Here is a 20,230-nt window from a genome sequence, read left to right as displayed (position 1 = left end):
AGTTCATCATGCATCCTCCACTATTGTCCCGACCCGCCGTACAGCGGGTGGCCGCGCCGCTTGCGGTGGGTATTGTGCTGCTGCTTGCCTGGCAGGCCGTTTGCGTGGCATTTGATGTGCCGCCCTATCTCGTGCCTTCTCCGGTAGCAATCGGCAAGACACTGATCGAAGACTGGTCGCTGCTGGCCGGTTCGTTATGGGTGACGCTGCAGATCACGCTGCTGGCATTCGCGTTGGCGGTGGCATGTGGCACGGCGGCGGCGTTCCTGTTCGTGCAGAGCCGGTTGATCGAAGCCAGCTTGTTTCCGTATGCGATTCTGCTGCAGGTCACGCCAGTCGTGGCCATCGCGCCGCTGATCATCATCTGGGTCAAGGAGCCGACGCTTGCACTTGTCATCTGTGCAACGCTGGTAGCGGTGTTCCCGATCATCTCGAACACGGTGCTCGGTTTGCGCAGCGTCAACCCCGGGCTGGCCAACCTGTTTCGCATCAATCGGGCGAGCCGATGGGATACGCTCGTGCGACTGCGCATTCCGAGTGCATTGCCATACTTCTTTGGCGGTTTGCGCATTTCGTGCGGGCTGTCGCTGATCGGCGCCGTGGTCGCGGAGTTTGTGGCGGGTACCGGTGGTACAGGTGCGGGGCTGGCCTACCAGATCCTGCAAGCGGGGTTTTCATTGAACATCCCGCGCCTGTTTGCCGCGCTCTTTCTGATTACGCTGACCGGCATTGCGCTGTTCGCGATCATGGTTGCGCTGTCGCGAATGGTGCTGTCGCACTGGCATGAAAGCGAGGTCGCATGACACCCGCCATTGAACCCTCGCTCCTGATCCGCAACGCGGCGGCCATCCTCACGGGGCAGGACATGCGCGCCGGTCACGCCGAGCGCATTGCCGGACCGGACATTCGCATCGCCGGCGGCATGATCGAAGCCATTGGCCGTCTGCCGCCACGGCCCGGTGAGCGCGTCATGGATGCGACCGATTGCGTGGTGTATCCCGCGTGGATCAACACGCATCATCACCTGTTCCAGTCGTTGCTGAAAGGCGAGCCACAGGGACTGAATCTGACGCTCACTCCCTGGCTGGGTGCCACGCCGTACCGCTTTCGCGCCGCCTTCGACGAGGAGACCTTTCGTCTGGCTGCCCGCATCGGCTTGATCGAGCTGGTGCGTAGCGGCTGCGCAACGGTGGCCGACCATAACTATCTCTACTACCCAGGCATGCCGTTCGACAGCTCAGCCATCCTGTTTGAAGAGGCTGAAGCACTGGGTTTGCGTTTCGTCCTGTGCCGCGGTGGCGCAACGCGCACGCGTGGTCTGGAGAGTGCCTTGCCACAAGCGCTGCGCCCGGAGCCGCTCGACACGTACTTGGCTGACTGCGAGCGGTTGGTCGCGCGCTACCACCAGGTTGGCCCCAATGCCATGCGCCGCGTTGTGATGGCGCCGACGACACCGCTGTATTCGATGTCGCCCGAGGAGTTGCGCACATGCGCCCGCACCGCGCGTCGGCTTGGTATTCGACTGCACAGTCATCTGTCAGAAACGGTGGAGTACCAGAACGTGGCCCTCGCACTGCACGACACCACGCCGGTGGCATTCTGTGGTGAGCATGAGTGGCTCGGCCCGGATGTCTGGTTCGCCCATCTGGTCAAACTGGGGCCCTCGGAAATCCATGCGCTGGGCGAGACCGGCACCGGGATCGCGCACTGCCCGCAAAGCAACGGCCGGCTTGGCAGCGGCATTGCCAATATTCCAGCGCTGGAGGCAGCGGGTATGCCTGTGTCGATCGGTGTGGATGGGGCCGCTTCCAACGAGGCGGCCGACATGATTTCCGAAGCCCATGCCGCTTGGTTGATGCAGCGCGCGCGTCGCGGCGAGCAGGCGCGCGCCCAAGCGGAGGGCGGCAGTGCGGAAGGCGGTGCGGATGCCGCTCGTATCGAAGACGTCGTGCGCTGGGGAACAGCCGGTGGCGCCAACGTGCTCGGGCTGGAAGGCGTTGGCACCGTCGCGCAGGGCCAAAGCGCCGACCTCGCAATCTATCGGCTCGACGATCCTCGCTACTTCGGTCTGCATGACCCGGCCATCGCACCGGTGGCCAGTGGCGGACGGCCGAGCCTGCGCGCTTTGCTGGTGGGCGGGCGTGTTGTTGTGGAGGAGGATGCGATCCCCGGTGTTGATCTTGTATTGCTGGGGGTACAGGCCCGCGCGGCGGTCGAACAGCTTGTACAGCGCGCCGAAAGGATGCGTGCCTGAGGCTGCCGGTGTCGGCAGCGCTTAAAATGTCCTTCCAGCAGGCGCCCGAACGGGGTGCGTCCGCCAGTGCGCGGGCGGCCCCTGGCGCCATCGACACCGCGGGGAAGGGGATTCAAGGCGATGGAACTCAAATGGCTGGAAGACTTCATCAGCCTGGCGGAAACACGCAGTTTTTCGCGCTCGGCGGAGTTGCGGCACGTCACGCAGCCAGCATTCTCCCGGCGTATCCAGTCGCTCGAAGCATGGCTGGGCAATGAATTGATCGACCGATCAAGCTATCCCACGCGCCTCACGCCCGCGGGCGAGGTCTTCTACGAGCAGGCCCTGGCGATGCTCGCGCAGGTGAGTGAGACGCGTGCATTGATGCGGGGCCAGCGTCCGGCCAGCGCGTCGACCATCGACTTTGCTGTGCCGCACACGCTGTCGCTCACGTTCTTTCCAGGGTGGCTGGCACAAGTGGAGGAGAAGGTTGGCAAGCTGCAGTGCCGCCTGCGTGCGCTCAACGTGCACGATGCGGTGATGACGCTGGTGGAGGGCGGCTGCGATCTCGTCATGGTCTATCACCATGCACGCCAGATGATCCAGCTCGACCCAACGCGCTACGACATGCTGGTACTGGGCACCGAGCGGCTGTCGCCGTTCTCGAAGCCGGACGCAAACGGCCGCCCGATCTACCGGCTGGTGCCTGCAGCGCGCAAGCCGATTCCCTACCTCAGCTACACGCCGAATGCCTTCCTGGGCCGCATGGTCGATGTGCTGCTGGAGAACTCGCCGGTGGCACCGCTGCTCGATAAGTGCTACGAGACCGATATGGCCGAGGCGCTCAAGGTGATGGCGCTGGCGGGCCACGGCGTTGCCTTCCTGCCGGAGAGCGCGGTGCGTGACGATGTCGCTGCCGGGCGGCTTGTGCGCGCTGAAGGCAAGGGCGGTGGCACGCTGTCGATCGAGATGGAGATCCGGCTGTACCGCGAGCACCCGCAGAACGGCGCGCATGATCGCCGCCACCCGCAATCCAAGCGCAAACGGGAACTGATCGACACGCTGTGGAGTGCGCTCGTGGGCTGAATGAGGTATCGCATTGGTGCGTAGGGTTATGCGCCTGATGCATAACCCGATGTAAAAACGGCATTGGATTTCGTTCTGGGCGGTCCCTAAGCTGGCGGGCATTTTGTGGGACCGCATATTCCCAAACGAGGGGCCTTACCGAGGTCCAAAAAAGGAAGACACCATGTCCAATGTCGCTTCTCCGACGACACTTCAGCACGCCATCCCGTCCTATCTACCGGCCGACAACCTCGGCCCGTGGGGCATCTATCTGCAGCAGGTCGACCGGGTCACCCCCTACCTCGGCTCGCTGGCACGCTGGGTTGAAACCCTCAAGCGCCCCAAGCGCGCCCTGATCGTCGATGTGCCCATCCAGATGGATGACGGCAGCATTGCCCACTTCGAGGGTTATCGCGTGCAGCACAACACGTCGCGCGGCCCGGGCAAGGGTGGCGTGCGTTTCCACCAGGACGTGACGCTGTCGGAAGTGATGGCACTGTCTGCATGGATGTCGGTGAAGAACGCGGCTGTGAACGTGCCGTACGGCGGCGCCAAGGGCGGCATTCGTGTCGACCCGCGCAAGCTGTCTTCCGGTGAGCTGGAACGCCTGACCCGTCGCTACACCAGCGAGATCGGCATCATCATCGGCCCGAACAAGGACATCCCGGCACCGGACGTGAACACCAACGCGCAGATCATGGCGTGGATGATGGACACGTATTCCATGAACGAAGGCTCCACCGCCACCGGCGTGGTGACCGGCAAGCCGATCGCACTGGGCGGTAGCCTGGGCCGTCGTGAAGCCACCGGCCGCGGTGTGTTCGTGGTTGGCAGCGAAGCCGCACGCAACCTCGGCATTGATGTCAAGGGCGCACGCGTGGTGGTGCAGGGCTTCGGCAACGTGGGTAGCGTGGCCGCCAAGTTGTTCCATGACGCCGGCGCGAAGGTCATCGCCGTGCAGGATCACAAGGGCATCGTGTTCAACGGCAGCGGCCTGGATGTCGACGCGCTGATCACGCACGTCGACCACAACGGCAGCGTGGCCGGCTTTGCTGCAGAGACCGTCTCGCAAGACGATTTCTGGGCACTGGATTGCGAATTCCTGATCCCGGCTGCACTGGAAGGCCAGATCACCGCCAAGAACGCGCCCCATATCAAGGCAAAGATTGTCGTGGAAGGTGCAAACGGCCCCACGACGCCCGAGGCCGACGACATCCTGCGCGACAAGGGCATCCTGGTGTGCCCGGACGTGATCGCCAACGCCGGCGGCGTGACGGTCAGCTATTTCGAGTGGGTGCAGGATTTCTCGAGCTTCTTCTGGACCGAAGACGAGATCAACCAGCGCCTGGTACGGATCATGCAAGACGCCTTCCGTGGTGTCTGGCAAGTTTCGCAGGACAACAAGGTCACTCTGCGTACGGCGGCGTTCATCATCGCCTGCACGCGGATTCTGCAGGCCCGCCAAGAGCGCGGTCTGTACCCCTGATCGGCGACGCGTCGGTCAAATACCGGCGCGGTGCTCCAACAGGGCGCTGCTCCGGTCTATCGCGTCGCTGCCGATCAGGCGGTCATGCGCGACGGTTGAAGAAAGCCGGTGCTGCATAGAACGAACCATAACGTTCCGGGGCACCGCACCACGAGAAGGGCGGCAACACTGTCGCCCTTCCATCCTCAAGTCGGGTTCGTGTAAGCGACAGAGAGCGCACATCGAGCGGGCTTTATTTCCCCTTGGTTTTTCTTTGAGTAGTTGGCGGTGATCCGCTCAAGCCATCGTGCATGCGTGCCGATTGAGCAGAGCGATTCCGTAGCCGATGCTGCGCAGCTTTTCCGGATTTCCGGAAAAGCACAATGTAAGGTGTCCGGTTGCTTGGAAAATACTGTTGCGGCAGGCCGTTTGCCAGAGGAAAAAATCCCGTTGGATTCAACGATTTAGTGGCAACACCAATACTGTCGCCAAATGTTTTTTGGTACAGTCCCGTCTTTCTCTTTCATGGTCAAAAGGAGACTTTCATGAACCTCGCGAAGCTGGCAACCGTGCTTGCAGCCGTTGGTGTGTTGAGCAGCGCTGCCCACGCGCAAGAGCTGACTGGTACGCTCAAGAAGATCAAGGACACCGGCACCATCACGCTGGGCGTACGCGATTCGTCCATCCCGTTCAGCTACAACGTTGGTGGCGTCCGTACGATTGGCTATTCGTACGACATCAACCAGAAGATCGTCGAGGCCGTGAAAGACCAGCTCAAGCTGAAGGATCTGCAGGTCAAGGAAATTCCGATCACCTCGCAGAACCGCATCACGCTGCTGCAGAACGGCACCATCGACATTGAGTGCGGTTCGACCACGAACAACCTCGAGCGCCAGAAGCAAGCCTCGTTTACCGACACAATCTTCGTCATCGGCACCCGCATCATGGTGAAGAAGGATTCGGGCATCAAGGACTGGGCAGACCTGAAGGGCAAGAACGTTGTGACCACTGCCGGTACGACGTCGGAGCGTCTGCTGCGCAAGTACAACGACGACAAGCAGCTCGGCATGAACATCATCAGCACCAAGGACCACGGTCAGTCGTTCCTGACGCTGGAATCGGGTCGTGCTGTCGCGTTCATGATGGACGACGCACTGCTGTACGGCGAGCGCGCCAAGGCCAAGAACCCGTCGGATTGGGTTGTCGTGGCCAAGCCGCAATCGCGCGAGGCCTACGGCTGCATGGTGCGCAAGGACGACGCTCCCTTCAAGGCGATTGCCGACAAGACCATCGCCGGTCTGATGAAGTCGGGCGAGATCAACGCGCTGTACACGAAGTGGTTCACGCAGCCGGTTCCGCCGAAGGGCGTGAACATGGACTTCCCGCTGTCGGATGACATGAAGGCGCTGATCAAGAACCCGAACGACAAGGCTCTTGACTGATCGGCTCCCTCAACGGGCCTGACTCAAGCATCATCGAAACGGAAGGCAAAGGCCGGTTAACAGGTCCTCTCCCTTCCGTTTCTTTTTGAGGGAACCATCATGAATTACCACTGGAACTGGGGCGTCTTCTTTACGGAAGCCGCCCAGAATCAGACCTATCTCGACTGGCTGCTGGCGGGGTTGAAGACCACCGTCGTGCTCGGTCTCTCCTCCTGGATCATCGCGCTCGTCATCGGCTCCTTGCTGGGCGTGCTGCGCACCGTGCCGAACAAGTGGTTGTCGGGTCTTGCCGCCGCGTATGTGGAGCTGTTCCGCAACATCCCGTTGATCGTGCAATTGTTCATCTGGTACTTCGTCATGCCCGAACTCGTGCCGGGCGGCGATTACATCAAGCAGATGAACCCCAATACGTCGATGTTCCTGTGCGCGATGCTGTGCCTGGGTACCTTTACCGCGGCACGTGTGTGTGAACAGGTGCGCTCGGGTATCAACTCGCTGCCGCGCGGCCAACGCAACGCCGGTCTGGCGATGGGCTTCACACTGGCACAGACGTATCGCTACGTGATGCTGCCGATGTCGTTCCGCATCATCGTGCCGCCGCTGACTTCCGAGTTCTTGAACATCTTCAAGAACTCGGCCGTGGCGTCGACCATCGGTCTGCTGGAGCTGGCGGCGCAAGGGCGGCAACTGGTGGACTACACCGCGCAGCCCTACGAATCGTTCATCGCCGTGACGCTGATGTACATGCTGATCAACCTGACCGTAATGGGCCTGATGCGCTGGGTGGAAGCACGTTCCCGGCTGCCTGGCTTTATCGGTGGCAAGTAATCGGAGCGACGACACTTCATGGCTTATCACTTCGATTTCTCGTCCATCAACGCCGACAACATGCGCGTGCTCGGCGAGGGGATGGTCCTCTCGCTCGAGATCACGGGCACGGCCATCCTGGTCGGCATCGTCTGGGGCACGCTGCTGGCAATGATGCGCCTGTCGGGCGTCAAGCCGCTGCAGTGGTTCGGTCAGGCGTACGTGAACCTCTTCCGTTCCATTCCCCTGGTGATGGTGCTGCTGTGGTTCTTCCTGATCGTGCCGCAGGTGCTGCAGAAGATCTTCAATCTGTCGCCGGCCACCGACATGCGCATGACGTCCGCGCTGGTTGCTTTCGCATTGTTCGAGGCGGCGTACTACTCGGAGATCATCCGCGCCGGTATCCAGAGCGTGTCGCGCGGACAGATGTTCGCGGCCTACGCGATGGGCATGACGTACGGCCAGGCCATGCGCCTGGTGATCCTGCCGCAGGCATTCCGCAACATGATTCCGCTGCTGCTCACGCAGGCCATCGTCCTGTTCCAGGATACGTCGCTGGTGTATGTGAGTGCGCTGTCGGACTTCTTTACGCAGGCATACAACATTGGTGAGCGCGACGGCCGCATCGTCGAACTGCTGCTGTTTGCCGGCTTGTGCTATTTCGTGATCTGCTTCGGCGCCTCCGTGCTGGTGAAGCGACTTCAGAAGAAGGTGACCCAATGATCGAGATCAAGAACGTTTCCAAGTGGTATGGCGCCTTCCAGGTGCTGACCGACTGCACCACCAGCGTGAAGAAGAGCGAGGTGGTGGTGGTGTGCGGCCCGTCGGGTTCGGGCAAGTCCACGCTCATCAAGACCGTCAACGCGCTTGAGCCGTTCCAGAAGGGCGAGATCTTCGTCGACGGTACCTCGGTGGGCGCCCGCGGCACGAACCTGCCGAAGCTGCGTTCGCGCGTGGGCATGGTGTTCCAGAACTTCGAACTGTTCCCGCACCTGTCGATTACCGAAAACCTGACGATCGCGCAGCAAAAGGTGCTGGGCCGCTCCAAGGAAGAGGCAATGGCCAAGGGCCTGAAGTACTTGGATCGCGTGGGCCTGAAGGCGCACGCTGCCAAGTACCCCGGCCAACTGTCGGGCGGTCAGCAGCAGCGTGTGGCCATCGCCCGTGCACTGTCGATGGACCCGATCTGCATGCTGTTCGACGAGCCGACCTCCGCGCTGGACCCGGAAATGGTCAACGAAGTGCTCGACGTGATGGTGGAACTGGCCAAGGAAGGCATGACCATGATGTGCGTGACCCACGAAATGGGTTTCGCCCGCAAGGTTGCCAACCGCGTGATCTTCATGGATCAGGGCCGCATTGTTGAAGACTGCGAGAAGGAAGAGTTCTTCGGCAACATCGATGCACGTTCCGACCGCGCCAAGCAGTTCCTGTCGAAGATCCTGTCGCACTAGGAACCAGTCCACGATCCTACTGCGCGTTCCGATCTTGGTCCTGCGATGCTCGCCGTACACATGTACGGCCGCGCTTCTCGAACCAACCTCGGGCCGCTCGCTACGGATCGTGAACAGGTTCCAACGCCAGGTTCCAGGCAAACAAAAAGCCGCTCTCTCGGGAGCGGCTTTTTGTTGGGCGACGGTCGTGTCAGGTGCAGGCCGTGTTGGCGGCGTTGGCAATCTGCACCGCCTCTGGAATCGGCACCTTGGTGGCCATGGTGGCCTGGCCATTTTCGAACATCAGCAGCTCGCCCGGCACGAACTGGGTCCAGACCTCGTTGTCGGTCAGCGGTGCCGTGGCGATGACGGCGACGCGGTCGGCGGGCGTCGTGTACTTGGCGAAGTCGATCGTCATGTCGGCGTCGATCAGGTGCGCCGTCGAGAATGGCCACTGCCGCACGATGTAATACAGCCGTGTTGAGCAATGCGCGAACTGCGCCTGCCCGTTGCACAGCAGGAAGTTGAACACGCCGTAGCGGGTGATTTCCTTGGTGATGTCGGACAGTGCGTAGAACAGCTCGTTGAGCGGCGGCTGCGAACCCGGAAAGCGCTTGCGCAGCGCCTGCATGATGAAGCAGAAGGCGAGTTCGCTGTCGGTGTCGCCCACGGGCTGGTAGACGCCGGAGAGGAACGGCGAGAAGTTCTTCAGATCACCGTTGTGGGCGAAGATCCAGTGCCGCCCCCACAGCTCGCGCATGAACGGGTGGCAGTTCTCCAGCCGCACTGTCCCCTGCGTGGCCTTGCGGATGTGCGAGATGACGTTCTTGGACTTGATCGGGTAACGCTTGACCAGATCGGCAACCGGCGAGGTGCCGGCCGACTGGTTGTCGATGAAGAGGCGGCAGGCCTTGTCTTCGAAGAACGCGACGCCGAAACCGTCGGCATGGTGGTCAGTCACGCCACCGCGCGCGGCGAACCCGGTGAACGAGAACGTCACATCGGTCGGTTCGGCGCAGTTCATGCCTAGCAGCTGGCACATGGTGGGGAAGAAAAGTCGGATGCAATAAAATAGCCATTATCCTGCCGGCCGACAGGGGTGCCAAGCGACTTGACCTTCATGGCACCCCGCTGAGCCTGCCGGCCGTTGCGCTTACGCCGCACGCAGACAGATTCGCCACCAAACGTAGCATCCCGACTGCCGCCACAACCGGATCCCATTCCCATGAATTCATATCGCATTGCCGTGATCCCCGGAGACGGCATCGGCAAGGAAGTCGTCCCCGAGGGCCTGCGCGTGCTGGATGCTGCGGCGCGCAAATTCGGCTTTGCGTTGCAGACCGATCACTTCGACTTTGCCAGCTGCGACTACTACGCGTGCCACGGCAAGATGCTGCCCGACGACTGGTTTGACACCCTGCGCGGCTATGACGCCATCTTCTTCGGCGCCGTCGGCTGGCCCGATACGGTACCCGACCACATCTCGCTATGGGGTTCTCTCCTGCAGTTCCGGCGCGGCTTCGACCAGTATGTAAACCTGCGTCCGGTACGCCTGATGCCCGGCATCCGTAGCCCGCTGGTCGATCGCAATGGCCAGCCCCGCGCGCCCGGTGAGATCGATTTTTACGTGGTGCGCGAGAACACGGAAGGCGAATATTCCAGCGTCGGCGGCCGCATGTACGGCGGCACCGAGCGCGAGATCGTCATCCAGGAAACGGTCATGAGCCGCACCGGCGTCGACCGCATCCTCAAGTTCGCCTTCGATCTGGCCCAGCGCCGCCCAGCAAAGCACCTGACGTCGGCCACCAAGTCCAACGGCATCTCCATCACCATGCCGTACTGGGACGAGCGCGTGGAGGCGATGGCCAAGCAGTACCCGGAGGTCAACGTCGACAAGTTTCACATCGACATCCTGACCGCGCACTTTGTGCAGAAGCCGGAGATGTTCGATGTGGTGGTCGCCAGCAACCTGTTTGGCGACATCCTCTCGGACCTGGGGCCCGCCTGCACCGGCACCATTGCGATTGCCCCGTCGGGCAACATCAACCCGGACCGCACCTATCCGAGCCTGTTCGAGCCAGTGCACGGTTCTGCGCCGGACATCGCGGGTCAAGGCATTGCCAACCCAATCGGCCAGATCTGGTGCGCAGCGATGATGCTCGAGCACCTCGGCCAGCCCGAGGCGGGCGCAGCAGTACTGGCCGCCATCGAGCGCGTGCTGGTAGCCGGCCCAGGCCATGCGCCGCTCACGCGCGACATTGGCGGCACGGCAAGTACCGTTGATCTGGGCCGCGCGATTGCCGAGGCGCTGGCGTAAGGCCCGGTTGCACTGATTTATTCTCTGAGTTTCGCTTTCGTTTTCCGCTGACCGATCTCCTACGCATCATGACCGACACTCTCACTATCGTCCGCCCCGATGACTGGCACCTGCACCTGCGCGACGGCGACGCGCTCGCCGACGTGGTGGGGGACACCGCGCGCCAGTTCGGCCGGGCGATCATCATGCCGAACCTCAAGCCGCCGGTGACGACCACCGCGCAGGCACGTGCGTACCGTGACCGCATCCTCGCTGCGCTGCCCGCTGGCACGCAGTTCGAGCCGCTGATGACGCTGTACCTGACCGACAACACCTCGCCCGAGGTGATTCGCGAGGCGAAGGCCAGCGGCTTCATCCACGGCGTGAAGCTCTACCCGGCCGGCGCCACCACCAACAGCGACGCCGGCGTGACTGACCTGCGCCGCTGCGCCAAGACGCTCGAAGCGATGCAGGAAGTCGGCATGCCGCTGCTGGTGCACGGCGAGGTGACCGACCCCACCGTCGACATCTTCGACCGCGAAGCCGTTTTCATCGACACCGTGATGCTTCCGCTGCGCCGTGACTTCCCCGAACTGAAGGTCGTGTTCGAGCACATCACGACCAAGCAGGCTGCCGAGTACGTACGCGACGCGGAAGGCCCGGTTGGTGCGACCATTACCGCGCACCACCTGCTGTACAACCGCAACGCGTTGTTCGTCGGTGGCATTCGCCCGCATTACTACTGCCTGCCGGTGCTCAAGCGAGAGACGCACCGCCTGGCGCTGGTCGCAGCCGCTACGTCGGGCCACCCGCGCTTCTTCCTCGGCACCGACAGCGCACCGCACGCGAAGGGGGTGAAGGAGCACGCCTGCGGCTGCGCCGGCTGCTACACCGCACTGCACGCCATGGAGCTCTACACCGAGGCATTTGAAGACGCCAACGCACTCGACAAGCTCGAAGGTTTCGCCAGCCTGCATGGTCCGGACTTCTACGGCCTGCCGCGCAACGCCGGCACGCTCACGCTCACGCGTTCGCAATGGCAACTCCCCGCTGAAGTGCCGTTCGGAGAGCAGACGCTGGTGCCGCTGCGCGGCGGCGAGATGCTGCGCTGGAAGTCGGTCTGAGCGGTCTGCGTTGGTGATCGAAGGCTTGGGCGCGATTGATTGGACGCACCCCGCGTTCGCGCCACTCGCGCACATCGGCGCCCCGATTGCACATGCAGTCGAACAGGGCGCCGATCTGCGTGCTGCACTGAACGCGCACCTGGCTACGCAAGCGATTCGGACGTCAGCTGGCCATGCGCTGCGCTTCATCCCGCAAGATGCGCTGCCACCGGGCACCGCCTACGAGGCGCACATCGCCGCCACGGGCTGTGTGCCCACGCGGGATAACCTGCACGACTTTTTCAACGCGCTGATCTGGCTGCACTGGCCGCGCGCCAAGGCGGCGCTCAACGCGCGACAAGCGCGGGCGATTGCGCGGGACGGCATCAGCGCCGCGCGCGGTACGGTGCGTGATGCCGCCACCTTGTTCGACGAGAACGCCCTCATCTTTCTGCATACCGACAATGCGCCCGAGCGTAGCCTGACCGGCTTCGACTGGCGTGGCCTGTTCGTGGAGGGCAGGGCAGCGTGGGGTGCCGCGTGCGCGGTGTTGCCATTCGGTCACGCGCTGTTGGAGAAGCTGGTCACGCCATACAAGTCGATCACCGCACATGCGTGGCCGGTGCATGTGGTCACCCTGCCGGAGGATTGGGCGTCGCTCGATGCCGCGCTGGCGGACATGCTGCTGAACTCCGAGTTGAAACCACGCGATTTTCGCCCGCTGCCGGTCATGGGCATCCCCGGCTGGTGCGAAGCCAACGAAGACGCCAGCTTCTACTTGGATGCGGCGGTGTTTCGCCCAGGCCGCCGGGCGACAGTCAAATCCGTCAGCGTTGAATGATGCTAGACTCGCGCCTCGCGAAGCGGACCAGACAACCGCTGCTTCCGCCGCCTCGTGCGCGTGGAAGGGGAGGAAAGTCCGGACTCCATAGAGCAGGGTGATGGCTAACGACCATCCACGGTGACGTGCGGAATAGGGCCACAGAGACGAGTCTTCGCCCAGGCTTCGGCCAGGGCGAAGGGTGAAACGCGGTAACCTCCACCCGGAGCAATCCCAAGTAAGCAGGCGATGAAGCGGCTCGCTGAGTCTGCGGGTAGGGAGCTTGAGCCGGCTGGCAACAGCCGGTCTAGAGGAATGGTTGTCACGCCGCTGGTTTCGGCCGCGCGGCGCACAGAATCCGGCTTATCGGTTCGCTTCGCTTTTCCCTTCAGCCGGATTGGCCATCAATCAGGCCAGTTCGATCAGTTCCAGCGAGTGCGTGATCTCGGCCGTCTTGGCCAGCATGATCGACGCCGAGCAGTACTTCTCGTGCGAGAGCTGGACTGCGCGCTCCACAGTTTCCCGCTTGAGGTTGCGCCCCGTCACCGTAAAGGTGAAGTGGATACGCGTGAAGATCTTCGGGTCGGTCTCGGCGCGGTCGGCGTGCAGCTTGACGCTGCAGCCCTGTACGTCCTGGCGGCCGCGCTTGAGGATCAGCACCACGTCATAGGCGGTGCAGCCGCCGGTACCCAGCAGCACCATTTCCATCGGGCGTGGCGCCAGGTTGCGGCCGCCGCCGTCCGGCGCGCCATCCATTGTGACGAGATGGCCACTGCCGGTTTCCGCCAAAAAGGCCATGCCGTCCGGGCCGGTCCAGCTCACTGTGCATTCCATGTCGAATCCTTGTGCCGTATCGGCGAGTGCTGCCGAAAGACCACATTGTAGCCACCGTGGTGAACCCGCGTCGGTACCCTAGGGTGAACTCCCCTTGACAGTAACACCCGCATGAAAAGGTGCAACCCGTTGCTCATGCACCTGAGTTGGGCCGAAATTGGAGGAAAGTTTCTAGTGAGCAACACCCGCAGAGCGGGTGATTTTTCCTAAGTATTTGATTTTAAATAGGTCGATCTCTCTGTGTACGCTTTATAATGCATTTTGCATTACGAAATGCGATTTCGTAGTGCAAATTATCTTGCGAGTGCCCCAGAAATGGGTATAATTGCACCCATTGGATCGACTGATGCGGTGCAACCCACCAAGTCAACGATCAGCAGGTGTCTCCTCCACCCTCCTCCTTTGGTGGATTCAAACCCAAGCTCAACGGCTTGGGTTTTTTTTCGTCCGCTGTGGGTGGAGCGTGCCTTTTTCCTTGTGTCAAGGGTTGCTTGCGAGGTACAATCGAAATCTTTTCCGGATTGCCCGCGGGAAAGAAACTTGGAGAGCCCGCACCAACAAGCGGGAAGGCGGGCCGGCGATGACCTTGCATAAGGTTGCGCAGGCGTCCGCAAGACGATCCGTTCATGAGTTGTTACGCACGATACGGGTCCACTCGGGCACTGACTCAAAATTTTGGAAAAATCATGAAGACCTTTTCCGCAAAGCCCCATGAGGTGAAGCGCGATTGGTTCGTGATTGACGCGACGGACAAGGTCCTCGGGCGTGTCGCCAGCGAAGTGGCACACCGACTGCGCGGCAAGCACAAGCCTGAATTCACTCCGCACGTCGACACGGGCGATTTCATCATCGTCATCAACGCAGCCAAGCTGCGCGTGACGGGCGCCAAGACGACCGACAAGAAATACTATCGCCACTCGGGTTACCCGGGCGGTATCTACGAAACGACGTTTGGCAAGATGCAGCAGCGTTTCCCGGGCCGTGCCCTGGAAAAGGCTGTGAAGGGCATGCTGCCGAAGGGTCCGCTGGGCTACGCGATGATCAAGAAGCTGAAGGTTTACGCCGAAGGCTCGCATCCGCACGAAGCTCAACAGCCGAAAGCGCTGGAAATCTAAGGGGCCACATCCATGATCGGTAATTGGAACTATGGTACCGGCCGCCGCAAGAGCGCTGTGGCACGTGTCTTCATCAAGTCCGGCAAGGGCGACATCATCGTCAACGGCAAGGCCATCAACGAGTACTTCGCTCGTGAAACCTCGCTGATGATCGTGCGTCAACCGCTGGAACTGACCAACCACGCAGCTACGTTCGACATCAAGGTCAACGTGGTCGGCGGCGGTGAAACCGGCCAAGCCGGTGCCGTGCGCCACGGCATCACCCGCGCCCTGATCGACTACGATGCAACGCTCAAGCCGACCCTGTCGAAGGCAGGTCTGGTGACGCGCGATGCACGTGAAGTCGAGCGTAAGAAGGTCGGTCTGCGCAAGGCCCGCCGCGCCAAGCAGTTCTCGAAGCGTTAATCCGCTTCTCACTGCTTCAGCAAAAAACCACACCCTCGGGTGTGGTTTTTTGTTTTGAGCGCTCCACTCAAACGGTGTGATCTGTCAGACGCCTCGCTTACCCTTTGCAACAGCTCCGACATGTCGCCGAGACTACAATTCACGTTTCGTTTGCGTTTGGTCCGTATGATGCAATCCGCAATTTGCTCTAAGCCGATTCTGATTCGCAGCGCGAATCGAGGGGCGGCCGCATGAAGGCGCGTCGCCTGCTGCGTCGCGCTTCCGTGCTCGCCCCGAACGTCACGGTGCGCTCGCGCCTGCCGTGGCCGGTAACGGTGCTGCTGATTGCGGTGGTGATCGGTTTGGCTGCCGCAGCGGCGCTCTGGGCTTTCGAAGAAGGTCGCCGCCTGACCGGCCCGCATGACAGCGACCTGCGCGCCATGAATCGTGAGCTGACTGCCAAGCTGACAGCGGTGCAGGCCGAGCGGGACAAGCTTGCCGCGGCTGCGGGCACTGCGGAGTCGCGCGTCGGCATGGCCGAGGGCGCGCAGACGCAAATGGCCGAGCAGCTCAAGGCGCTGGAAGCCGAGAACGCACAGTTGAAGGAGGATCTGGCCTTCTTCGACAGCCTGCTGCCCGCACCCACCAATTCCGCCGGCATCTACGTGCGCAGCTTCCGGATCGCCCCGGATGAAGCGCAGCCGACGCGCATGCATTTCCGCGTTTTGCTGATGCAGGGCGGCGGCAAGGCGTTCGCACCGGTCTCTGAATTCGAGGGGCAACTGGCGCTCACGCTGAATGTGGTGCAGGCAGGCAAACCTGCTACGATCGATTTCCCCGGTGCGGCGGCCGCTACGGCGGCTTCGGCCCCTGCATCCACAGCGGCCACGCGCGTCAAGCTCACGCACTACCAGCGCTTGGAAGGCTGGGTGGATGTCCCGCCAGGCACCACGGTGAAGTCGGTCATGGTGAAGGTGTTGCAGAACGGCAAGATCAAGGCGAGCCAGAGTTTTTCCATCTGACGGGCGGGGGCCTGTCGGATCCGTACAAAGAGGAGTCGACGATGCTGTTTGGCAAGAAGAAGGGGCTGGCAATTGAAACGCTGCTGGGCGCCCACACCAAGCTGGAGGGGGATCTGCGCTTTTCGGGTGGCTTGCGGATCGACGGCCAGATCAAAGGCAACGTCTACGGTGATCCGGACAAGCCCAGCATGCTGGTCATCACGGATACCGCGCGCATCGAGGGCGAGGTGCATGTCGGTCACCTGATTCTGAACGGCACGGTGGTCGGTCCGGTGCATGTGGCGGAACTGCTGGAGTTGCAGCCCAAGGCGCGCATCGAAGGCAATGTGCAATATGCGGCGCTGGAGATGCATCAGGGTGCCGTTGTCATGGGCACGCTGGCGCACTCGGCGCCCGGCGATGTGAAGCTGCTGCCCAATCTCAAGCTTGCGTCCAACCAGGACTGATCACTTGGTGTGGTGTTGGCTGTCCTGCCGTTGCTGGCGCACCGCACAATATCCTCTTGAAACCCGGGGCTTCGGCACGATTTGCAGCTTGCGCTTAAAATAGAGGCAAGTTTTGAGACGTTCCCACAGGAGATTTTCATGAACGCAGTCGCGCAGGCAGCCACGCCCGATGTGAACGAGGTTCCGGCTCCGCTGGTCTTTACCGACAGCGCTGCGGACAAGGTCAAGCAACTGATCGAAGAAGAAGGCAACCCGGAGCTGAAGCTGCGCGTATTCGTGCAGGGCGGCGGGTGCTCGGGCTTCCAGTACGGCTTCACCTTTGACGAAGACACCAACGAAGATGACACGGCCATGGTTAAGAATGGCGTGACGCTACTGATTGACTCGATGAGCTACCAGTACCTGGTGGGCGCCGAGATCGACTACAAGGAAGACATCAACGGCGCGCAATTCGTCATCAAGAACCCGAATGCTTCGACCACCTGCGGTTGTGGCTCGTCGTTCTCGGTCTGACGCGGTATCGCCGCAAAAAAAAGCGCACTTCGGTGCGCTTTTTTTTTGCCCGTGAGTCTGGTGACGTTTCAGGCAGGATAGATCGTGCCGAGCACGCGCGGCCCTGAAGCGCCGGTCGCATGGTGCAGATTGCCCGGCTCGCGGCGCACGCACTGACGGGCCAGCCAGGCGAAGGCGAGCGCTTCTACCTGATTGGCGGGTACGCCGAATTGGTCGCTAGGGGCAACGTCGACGCCGGGCAACTGCGCAGCAAGCCGATCCATCAAGGCGCTGTTGCGCGCGCCACCACCACAGACCACGAGGGAGTTCGCCTGGGGCGCATAGCGGCGAACCGCATCGGCAATGGTGTCGGTGGTCAGTGCCAGCAGGGTCGCTTGCACGACTTGGGGACGCAGGCGGTCCAGCGCTTCACCCGCGCGGTATTTCAGCCAAGCAGGGTTGAACAGATCGCGGCCGGTGCTCTTGGGCGGTGGCAGGTCGAAGAAAGGCTCGGCGCGTAGTCGGGCGAGCAGGGCGTCATCGACATGGCCGGTGCGAGCCCAGGCGCCGTCACGGTCAAAGGTGTGCCCATGGTGCGTGTGGACCCAGTGATCAAGCAGGGCGTTGCCGGGGCCGCAATCGAAGCCGAGCACCGTGTCGCGTGCGTCCGATGCCTGCGGCGGCAGCACCGTCAGGTTGGCGATGCCGCCGATGTTGCAGACCACGCGCCATGCATCTTGCAGGCCAAACAGCGCCCGGTGGACGGCGGGCACCAGCGGTGCACCCTGGCCACCGGCAGCCACATCACGGCTGCGGAAATCGGCAATGACATCGATGCCGGTGTGCTCGGCCAACACAGCTGCATGCTGTGTCTGGCGCGTGTAACCAAGGCCATCGTGCGCGCCCGGCTGATGGCGGATGGTCTGGCCGTGTGCGCCAATGGCGCGGATTTCACGGCGGATACAACCGCTCTTCCTCAGCAGTTGCTCGACGCATTCTGCATACAGGCTGGCGAGCGCGTTGGCGGCCAGGGCTTCGCGATGAATCTCGTCGTGACCGGCGTGCTGCAGATTGAGGAATGCATGGCGCAACTCCGGCGGGAAGGGCGCGTAAGCATCGGCCACCAGTACCGGGTGGGCACCGGAGAAATCAACCAGTACACCATCGACGCCGTCCAGGCTGGTGCCGGACATCAGGCCGATGTAGAGCTCGCTGTGGGAATGGGAGGCGCTTGTCATGCGCGTGAGCATACCAGCGGGGGCACGGGGCGGGGGCTGAGGAGGCCGGCTGGAAGGCATCCGTTGGGCGGGAGTGCGCATCACGGTAAAATCGCGGGATTGCGCGGCTGACGCTTTCTGCACGGATGTCGGCCATCGCGCACGCACTGGTTTCCCGATTGTTGTTTCTCGTCCGCGCTGCTGAGTTTCTCGGTGGGCGCGGTGACCTTTCTTTTTGCCATGACCGCATCTGACGCCTCCACCGTTCCTGCTTCTGAACACGCCGTGCCGGCCACGCCGAAGTATCCGATCACACCGGAGGTGGCGCACGCGATGGAAGTGTCGCTGCGCGGCTGCGACGAACTGCTGGTTGCTGCCGAATGGGAGCAGAAGCTGGCCAAGAGCGCCGCCACCGGCGTGCCGCTGCGTATCAAGTTGGGCCTGGACCCGACCGCACCGGACATCCACATCGGCCATACGGTGGTGCTCAACAAGATGCGCCAGCTGCAGGACCTGGGCCATCAGGTGATCTTCCTGATTGGCGATTTCACCTCGACGATCGGTGACCCGTCCGGCCGCAACGCAACGCGCCCACCGCTCACGCGCGAGCAGATCGAAGCCAACGCGCAGACCTACTACCGTCAGGCCAGCATGGTGCTGGACCCGAGCAAGACCGAGATCCGCTACAACAGCGAGTGGAGCGATCCGCTGGGCGCGCGCGGCATGATCCAGCTTGCCGCCAAGTACACCGTGGCCCGCATGATGGAGCGCGACGACTTCACCAAGCGCTATAAGGCCGGCGTGCCCATCTCGGTGCACGAATTTCTCTACCCGCTGATGCAAGGCTACGACTCGGTCGCGCTCAAGTCTGACCTGGAGCTGGGCGGCACCGATCAGAAATTCAACCTGCTGGTCGGCCGCGAGCTGCAGAAGGAATACGGCCAGGAGCCGCAGTGCATCTTGACCATGCCGCTGCTGGTCGGCCTGGACGGTGTGGAGAAGATGTCCAAGTCCAAGGGCAATTACGTTGGTATCAGCGAGGCGCCGAGCGACATGTTCGGCAAGCTGATGAGCATCTCCGACGACCTGATGTGGACGTACTACACGCTGCTGTCATTCCGCCCGCTGGCCGAGATCGACCTGATGAAGCAAGAGATCGCGCTGGGCCGCAACCCGCGCGATTGCAAGGTGCTGCTGGCGCAGGAGATCGTTGCGCGCTTCCACAGCCAGGCCGACGCCGAGCGCGCATTGGAAGACTTCAACCACCGCGCACGCGGCGGTGTGCCGGACGACATTCCGCAGATCGAGCTGTCGGGTGCACCGCTGGGCATCGCGCAACTGCTCAAGCAGGCCGGCTTGTGCCCGTCCACGTCGGAAGCCAACCGCAACATCGAGCAGGGCGGCGTGAAGATCGACGGCACCGTCATTAGCGACAAGGGTTTGAAGATCGAAGCCGGCACGTTTGTCGTGCAGGTCGGCAAGCGTCGTTTTGCACGCGTGGTGCTGGCGTGATTGGACTGATCCAGCGCGTCTCGCAGGCAGCGGTGCGGGTGGACGGCCGCGTGGTCGGCGAGATCGGCCCGGGGCTGCTCGCGCTCGTGTGTGCCGAACGCGGTGACACTGCCGCCGAAGCCGATCGCTTGCTGGAGAAGCTGCTGAACTATCGCGTGTTCTCCGATGCACAGGGCAAGATGAACCTGCCGGTGCGCAACATGGATGGCAACGGGCAGGCAGGCGGCTTGCTCGTGGTGTCGCAGTTCACGCTGGCGGCCGATACCAAGTCCGGCACGCGCCCGAGCTTTACGCCGGCGGCAGCACCAGAAGATGGCCGCCGCCTGTATGAGCATTTCGTGGCGCGGGCGCGGGCACAGCATCCCATCGTCGCCACCGGCGAGTTTGGCGCGGATATGCAGGTGTCGCTCGTCAACGATGGCCCGGTCACGTTCTGGCTGCAGGTGGCGCCGCAAGCCGCACCTGTCAGCAAGAAGGCCGAGCCTGAAGCTGCCAAATCAGCCGGCAAATCTGCCGCCCAATCTGTCTGACCTTTCTGACTTGC

Annotated in this window: 21 protein-coding genes and 1 other RNA gene; 19 read left to right on the top strand and 3 right to left on the bottom strand. The window is 62.3% G+C overall.

What is annotated here, in order from left to right; genetic code table 11:
- Positions 1-8 precede the first annotated feature (8 nt).
- The 8 genes from JHD73_RS07465 (at position 9) to JHD73_RS07430 (ending at position 8,466) form a co-directional block, all read left to right on the top strand.
- A complete protein-coding gene (locus tag JHD73_RS07465; protein ID WP_199029311.1) occupies positions 9-803 on the top strand; it encodes an ABC transporter permease in 795 nt (264 codons plus the stop codon).
- Positions 800-2,254, top strand: a complete 1,455-nt coding sequence (locus JHD73_RS07460; protein WP_199029309.1) for an amidohydrolase family protein — start codon at positions 800-802, stop codon at positions 2,252-2,254. Before JHD73_RS07465 ends, JHD73_RS07460 begins: the two co-directional genes overlap by 4 nt.
- Positions 2,255-2,374: 120 nt before the next feature.
- Positions 2,375-3,319 carry a LysR substrate-binding domain-containing protein gene (locus tag JHD73_RS07455; protein ID WP_199029307.1) on the top strand — a complete coding sequence of 315 codons (945 nt, stop codon included), beginning with the start codon at positions 2,375-2,377 and terminating at the stop codon, positions 3,317-3,319.
- 163 nt (positions 3,320-3,482) lie between these two features.
- A complete protein-coding gene (locus JHD73_RS07450) occupies positions 3,483-4,784 on the top strand; it encodes a Glu/Leu/Phe/Val dehydrogenase (protein ID WP_021196506.1) in 1,302 nt (433 codons plus the stop codon).
- Between the two features lie 524 nt (positions 4,785-5,308).
- Complete coding sequence (locus JHD73_RS07445; protein ID WP_199029305.1) at positions 5,309-6,205, top strand: glutamate/aspartate ABC transporter substrate-binding protein; 897 nt, start codon at positions 5,309-5,311, stop codon at positions 6,203-6,205.
- Between the two features lie 99 nt (positions 6,206-6,304).
- The gene (locus JHD73_RS07440; RefSeq protein ID WP_199029303.1) at positions 6,305-7,033 is read left to right on the top strand and encodes an amino acid ABC transporter permease; all 729 of its coding nucleotides are present in this window, start codon (positions 6,305-6,307) and stop codon (positions 7,031-7,033) included.
- A gap of 18 nt (positions 7,034-7,051) precedes the next feature.
- The gene (gene gltK, locus JHD73_RS07435; RefSeq protein ID WP_199029301.1) at positions 7,052-7,735 is read left to right on the top strand and encodes a glutamate/aspartate ABC transporter permease GltK; all 684 of its coding nucleotides are present in this window, start codon (positions 7,052-7,054) and stop codon (positions 7,733-7,735) included.
- Positions 7,732-8,466, top strand: coding sequence for an amino acid ABC transporter ATP-binding protein (locus JHD73_RS07430; protein WP_199029299.1), 735 nt, complete (start codon positions 7,732-7,734; stop codon positions 8,464-8,466). The genes gltK and JHD73_RS07430 overlap by 4 nt, the downstream gene beginning before the upstream one ends.
- Positions 8,467-8,656: 190 nt before the next feature.
- Here JHD73_RS07430 and JHD73_RS07425 read toward each other — a convergent pair whose 3' ends face one another.
- On the bottom strand, positions 8,657-9,487 hold the full coding sequence (locus JHD73_RS07425) for a class II glutamine amidotransferase (RefSeq protein WP_199029297.1): 831 nt from the start codon (positions 9,485-9,487) through the stop codon (positions 8,657-8,659).
- A 183-nt stretch (positions 9,488-9,670) separates the two neighbouring features.
- Here JHD73_RS07425 and JHD73_RS07420 point away from each other — a divergent pair, with 183 nt between their 5' ends.
- The 4 genes from JHD73_RS07420 (at position 9,671) to rnpB (ending at position 13,046) form a co-directional block, all read left to right on the top strand.
- Positions 9,671-10,762: a tartrate dehydrogenase gene (locus JHD73_RS07420; protein WP_199029295.1), complete on the top strand. Its 1,092-nt coding sequence runs from the start codon at positions 9,671-9,673 to the stop codon at positions 10,760-10,762.
- Between the two features lie 68 nt (positions 10,763-10,830).
- The gene (gene pyrC / locus JHD73_RS07415) at positions 10,831-11,865 is read left to right on the top strand and encodes a dihydroorotase (protein ID WP_199029293.1); all 1,035 of its coding nucleotides are present in this window, start codon (positions 10,831-10,833) and stop codon (positions 11,863-11,865) included.
- 13 nt (positions 11,866-11,878) lie between these two features.
- Complete coding sequence (locus tag JHD73_RS07410; RefSeq protein ID WP_199029333.1) at positions 11,879-12,685, top strand: DUF3025 domain-containing protein; 807 nt, start codon at positions 11,879-11,881, stop codon at positions 12,683-12,685.
- 19 nt (positions 12,686-12,704) lie between these two features.
- Positions 12,705-13,046: RNase P RNA component class A (gene rnpB / locus JHD73_RS07405), an RNA gene on the top strand.
- Between the two features lie 26 nt (positions 13,047-13,072).
- Here rnpB and JHD73_RS07400 read toward each other — a convergent pair.
- The gene (locus JHD73_RS07400) at positions 13,073-13,498 is read right to left on the bottom strand and encodes an OsmC family protein (protein WP_199029291.1); all 426 of its coding nucleotides are present in this window, start codon (positions 13,496-13,498) and stop codon (positions 13,073-13,075) included.
- 686 nt (positions 13,499-14,184) lie between these two features.
- Here JHD73_RS07400 and rplM point away from each other — a divergent pair.
- The 5 genes from rplM to erpA all read left to right on the top strand — a co-directional run bounded on the left by rplM (position 14,185) and on the right by erpA (position 16,978).
- Positions 14,185-14,613: a 50S ribosomal protein L13 gene (gene rplM / locus JHD73_RS07395; RefSeq protein ID WP_199029289.1), complete on the top strand. Its 429-nt coding sequence runs from the start codon at positions 14,185-14,187 to the stop codon at positions 14,611-14,613.
- A 12-nt stretch (positions 14,614-14,625) separates the two neighbouring features.
- Complete coding sequence (gene rpsI / locus JHD73_RS07390; protein ID WP_021196516.1) at positions 14,626-15,018, top strand: 30S ribosomal protein S9; 393 nt, start codon at positions 14,626-14,628, stop codon at positions 15,016-15,018.
- A gap of 230 nt (positions 15,019-15,248) precedes the next feature.
- Positions 15,249-16,019, top strand: coding sequence for a DUF6776 family protein (locus tag JHD73_RS07385; protein WP_199029287.1), 771 nt, complete (start codon positions 15,249-15,251; stop codon positions 16,017-16,019).
- A 41-nt stretch (positions 16,020-16,060) separates the two neighbouring features.
- Positions 16,061-16,465 carry a polymer-forming cytoskeletal protein gene (locus JHD73_RS07380; protein WP_021196518.1) on the top strand — a complete coding sequence of 135 codons (405 nt, stop codon included), beginning with the start codon at positions 16,061-16,063 and terminating at the stop codon, positions 16,463-16,465.
- Positions 16,466-16,603: 138 nt separating this feature from the next.
- On the top strand, positions 16,604-16,978 hold the full coding sequence (gene erpA, locus JHD73_RS07375) for an iron-sulfur cluster insertion protein ErpA (RefSeq protein WP_021196519.1): 375 nt from the start codon (positions 16,604-16,606) through the stop codon (positions 16,976-16,978).
- Positions 16,979-17,046: 68 nt separating this feature from the next.
- On the opposite strand, the gene JHD73_RS07370 is transcribed toward erpA, so the two are convergent.
- On the bottom strand, positions 17,047-18,207 hold the full coding sequence (locus tag JHD73_RS07370; RefSeq protein ID WP_199029285.1) for an anhydro-N-acetylmuramic acid kinase: 1,161 nt from the start codon (positions 18,205-18,207) through the stop codon (positions 17,047-17,049).
- Positions 18,208-18,414: 207 nt separating this feature from the next.
- Between JHD73_RS07370 and tyrS the strand changes: the two genes are divergently transcribed.
- Together tyrS and dtd are read left to right on the top strand one after the other, a co-directional pair.
- Positions 18,415-19,686: a tyrosine--tRNA ligase gene (gene tyrS, locus JHD73_RS07365; protein WP_199029283.1), complete on the top strand. Its 1,272-nt coding sequence runs from the start codon at positions 18,415-18,417 to the stop codon at positions 19,684-19,686.
- Complete coding sequence (gene dtd, locus JHD73_RS07360; protein WP_199029281.1) at positions 19,683-20,216, top strand: D-aminoacyl-tRNA deacylase; 534 nt, start codon at positions 19,683-19,685, stop codon at positions 20,214-20,216. The genes tyrS and dtd overlap by 4 nt, the downstream gene beginning before the upstream one ends.
- The last annotated feature ends 14 nt before the right edge of the window (positions 20,217-20,230 follow it).

The sequence above is a fragment of the Ralstonia sp. ASV6 genome, from assembly GCF_016429285.1.
GTDB classification, from domain to species: Bacteria; Pseudomonadota; Gammaproteobacteria; order Burkholderiales; family Burkholderiaceae; genus Ralstonia; species Ralstonia flaminis.
The sequence above is the reverse complement of the archived record's forward strand: the minus strand, read 5'-3'. Positions and strand labels throughout refer to the sequence as shown.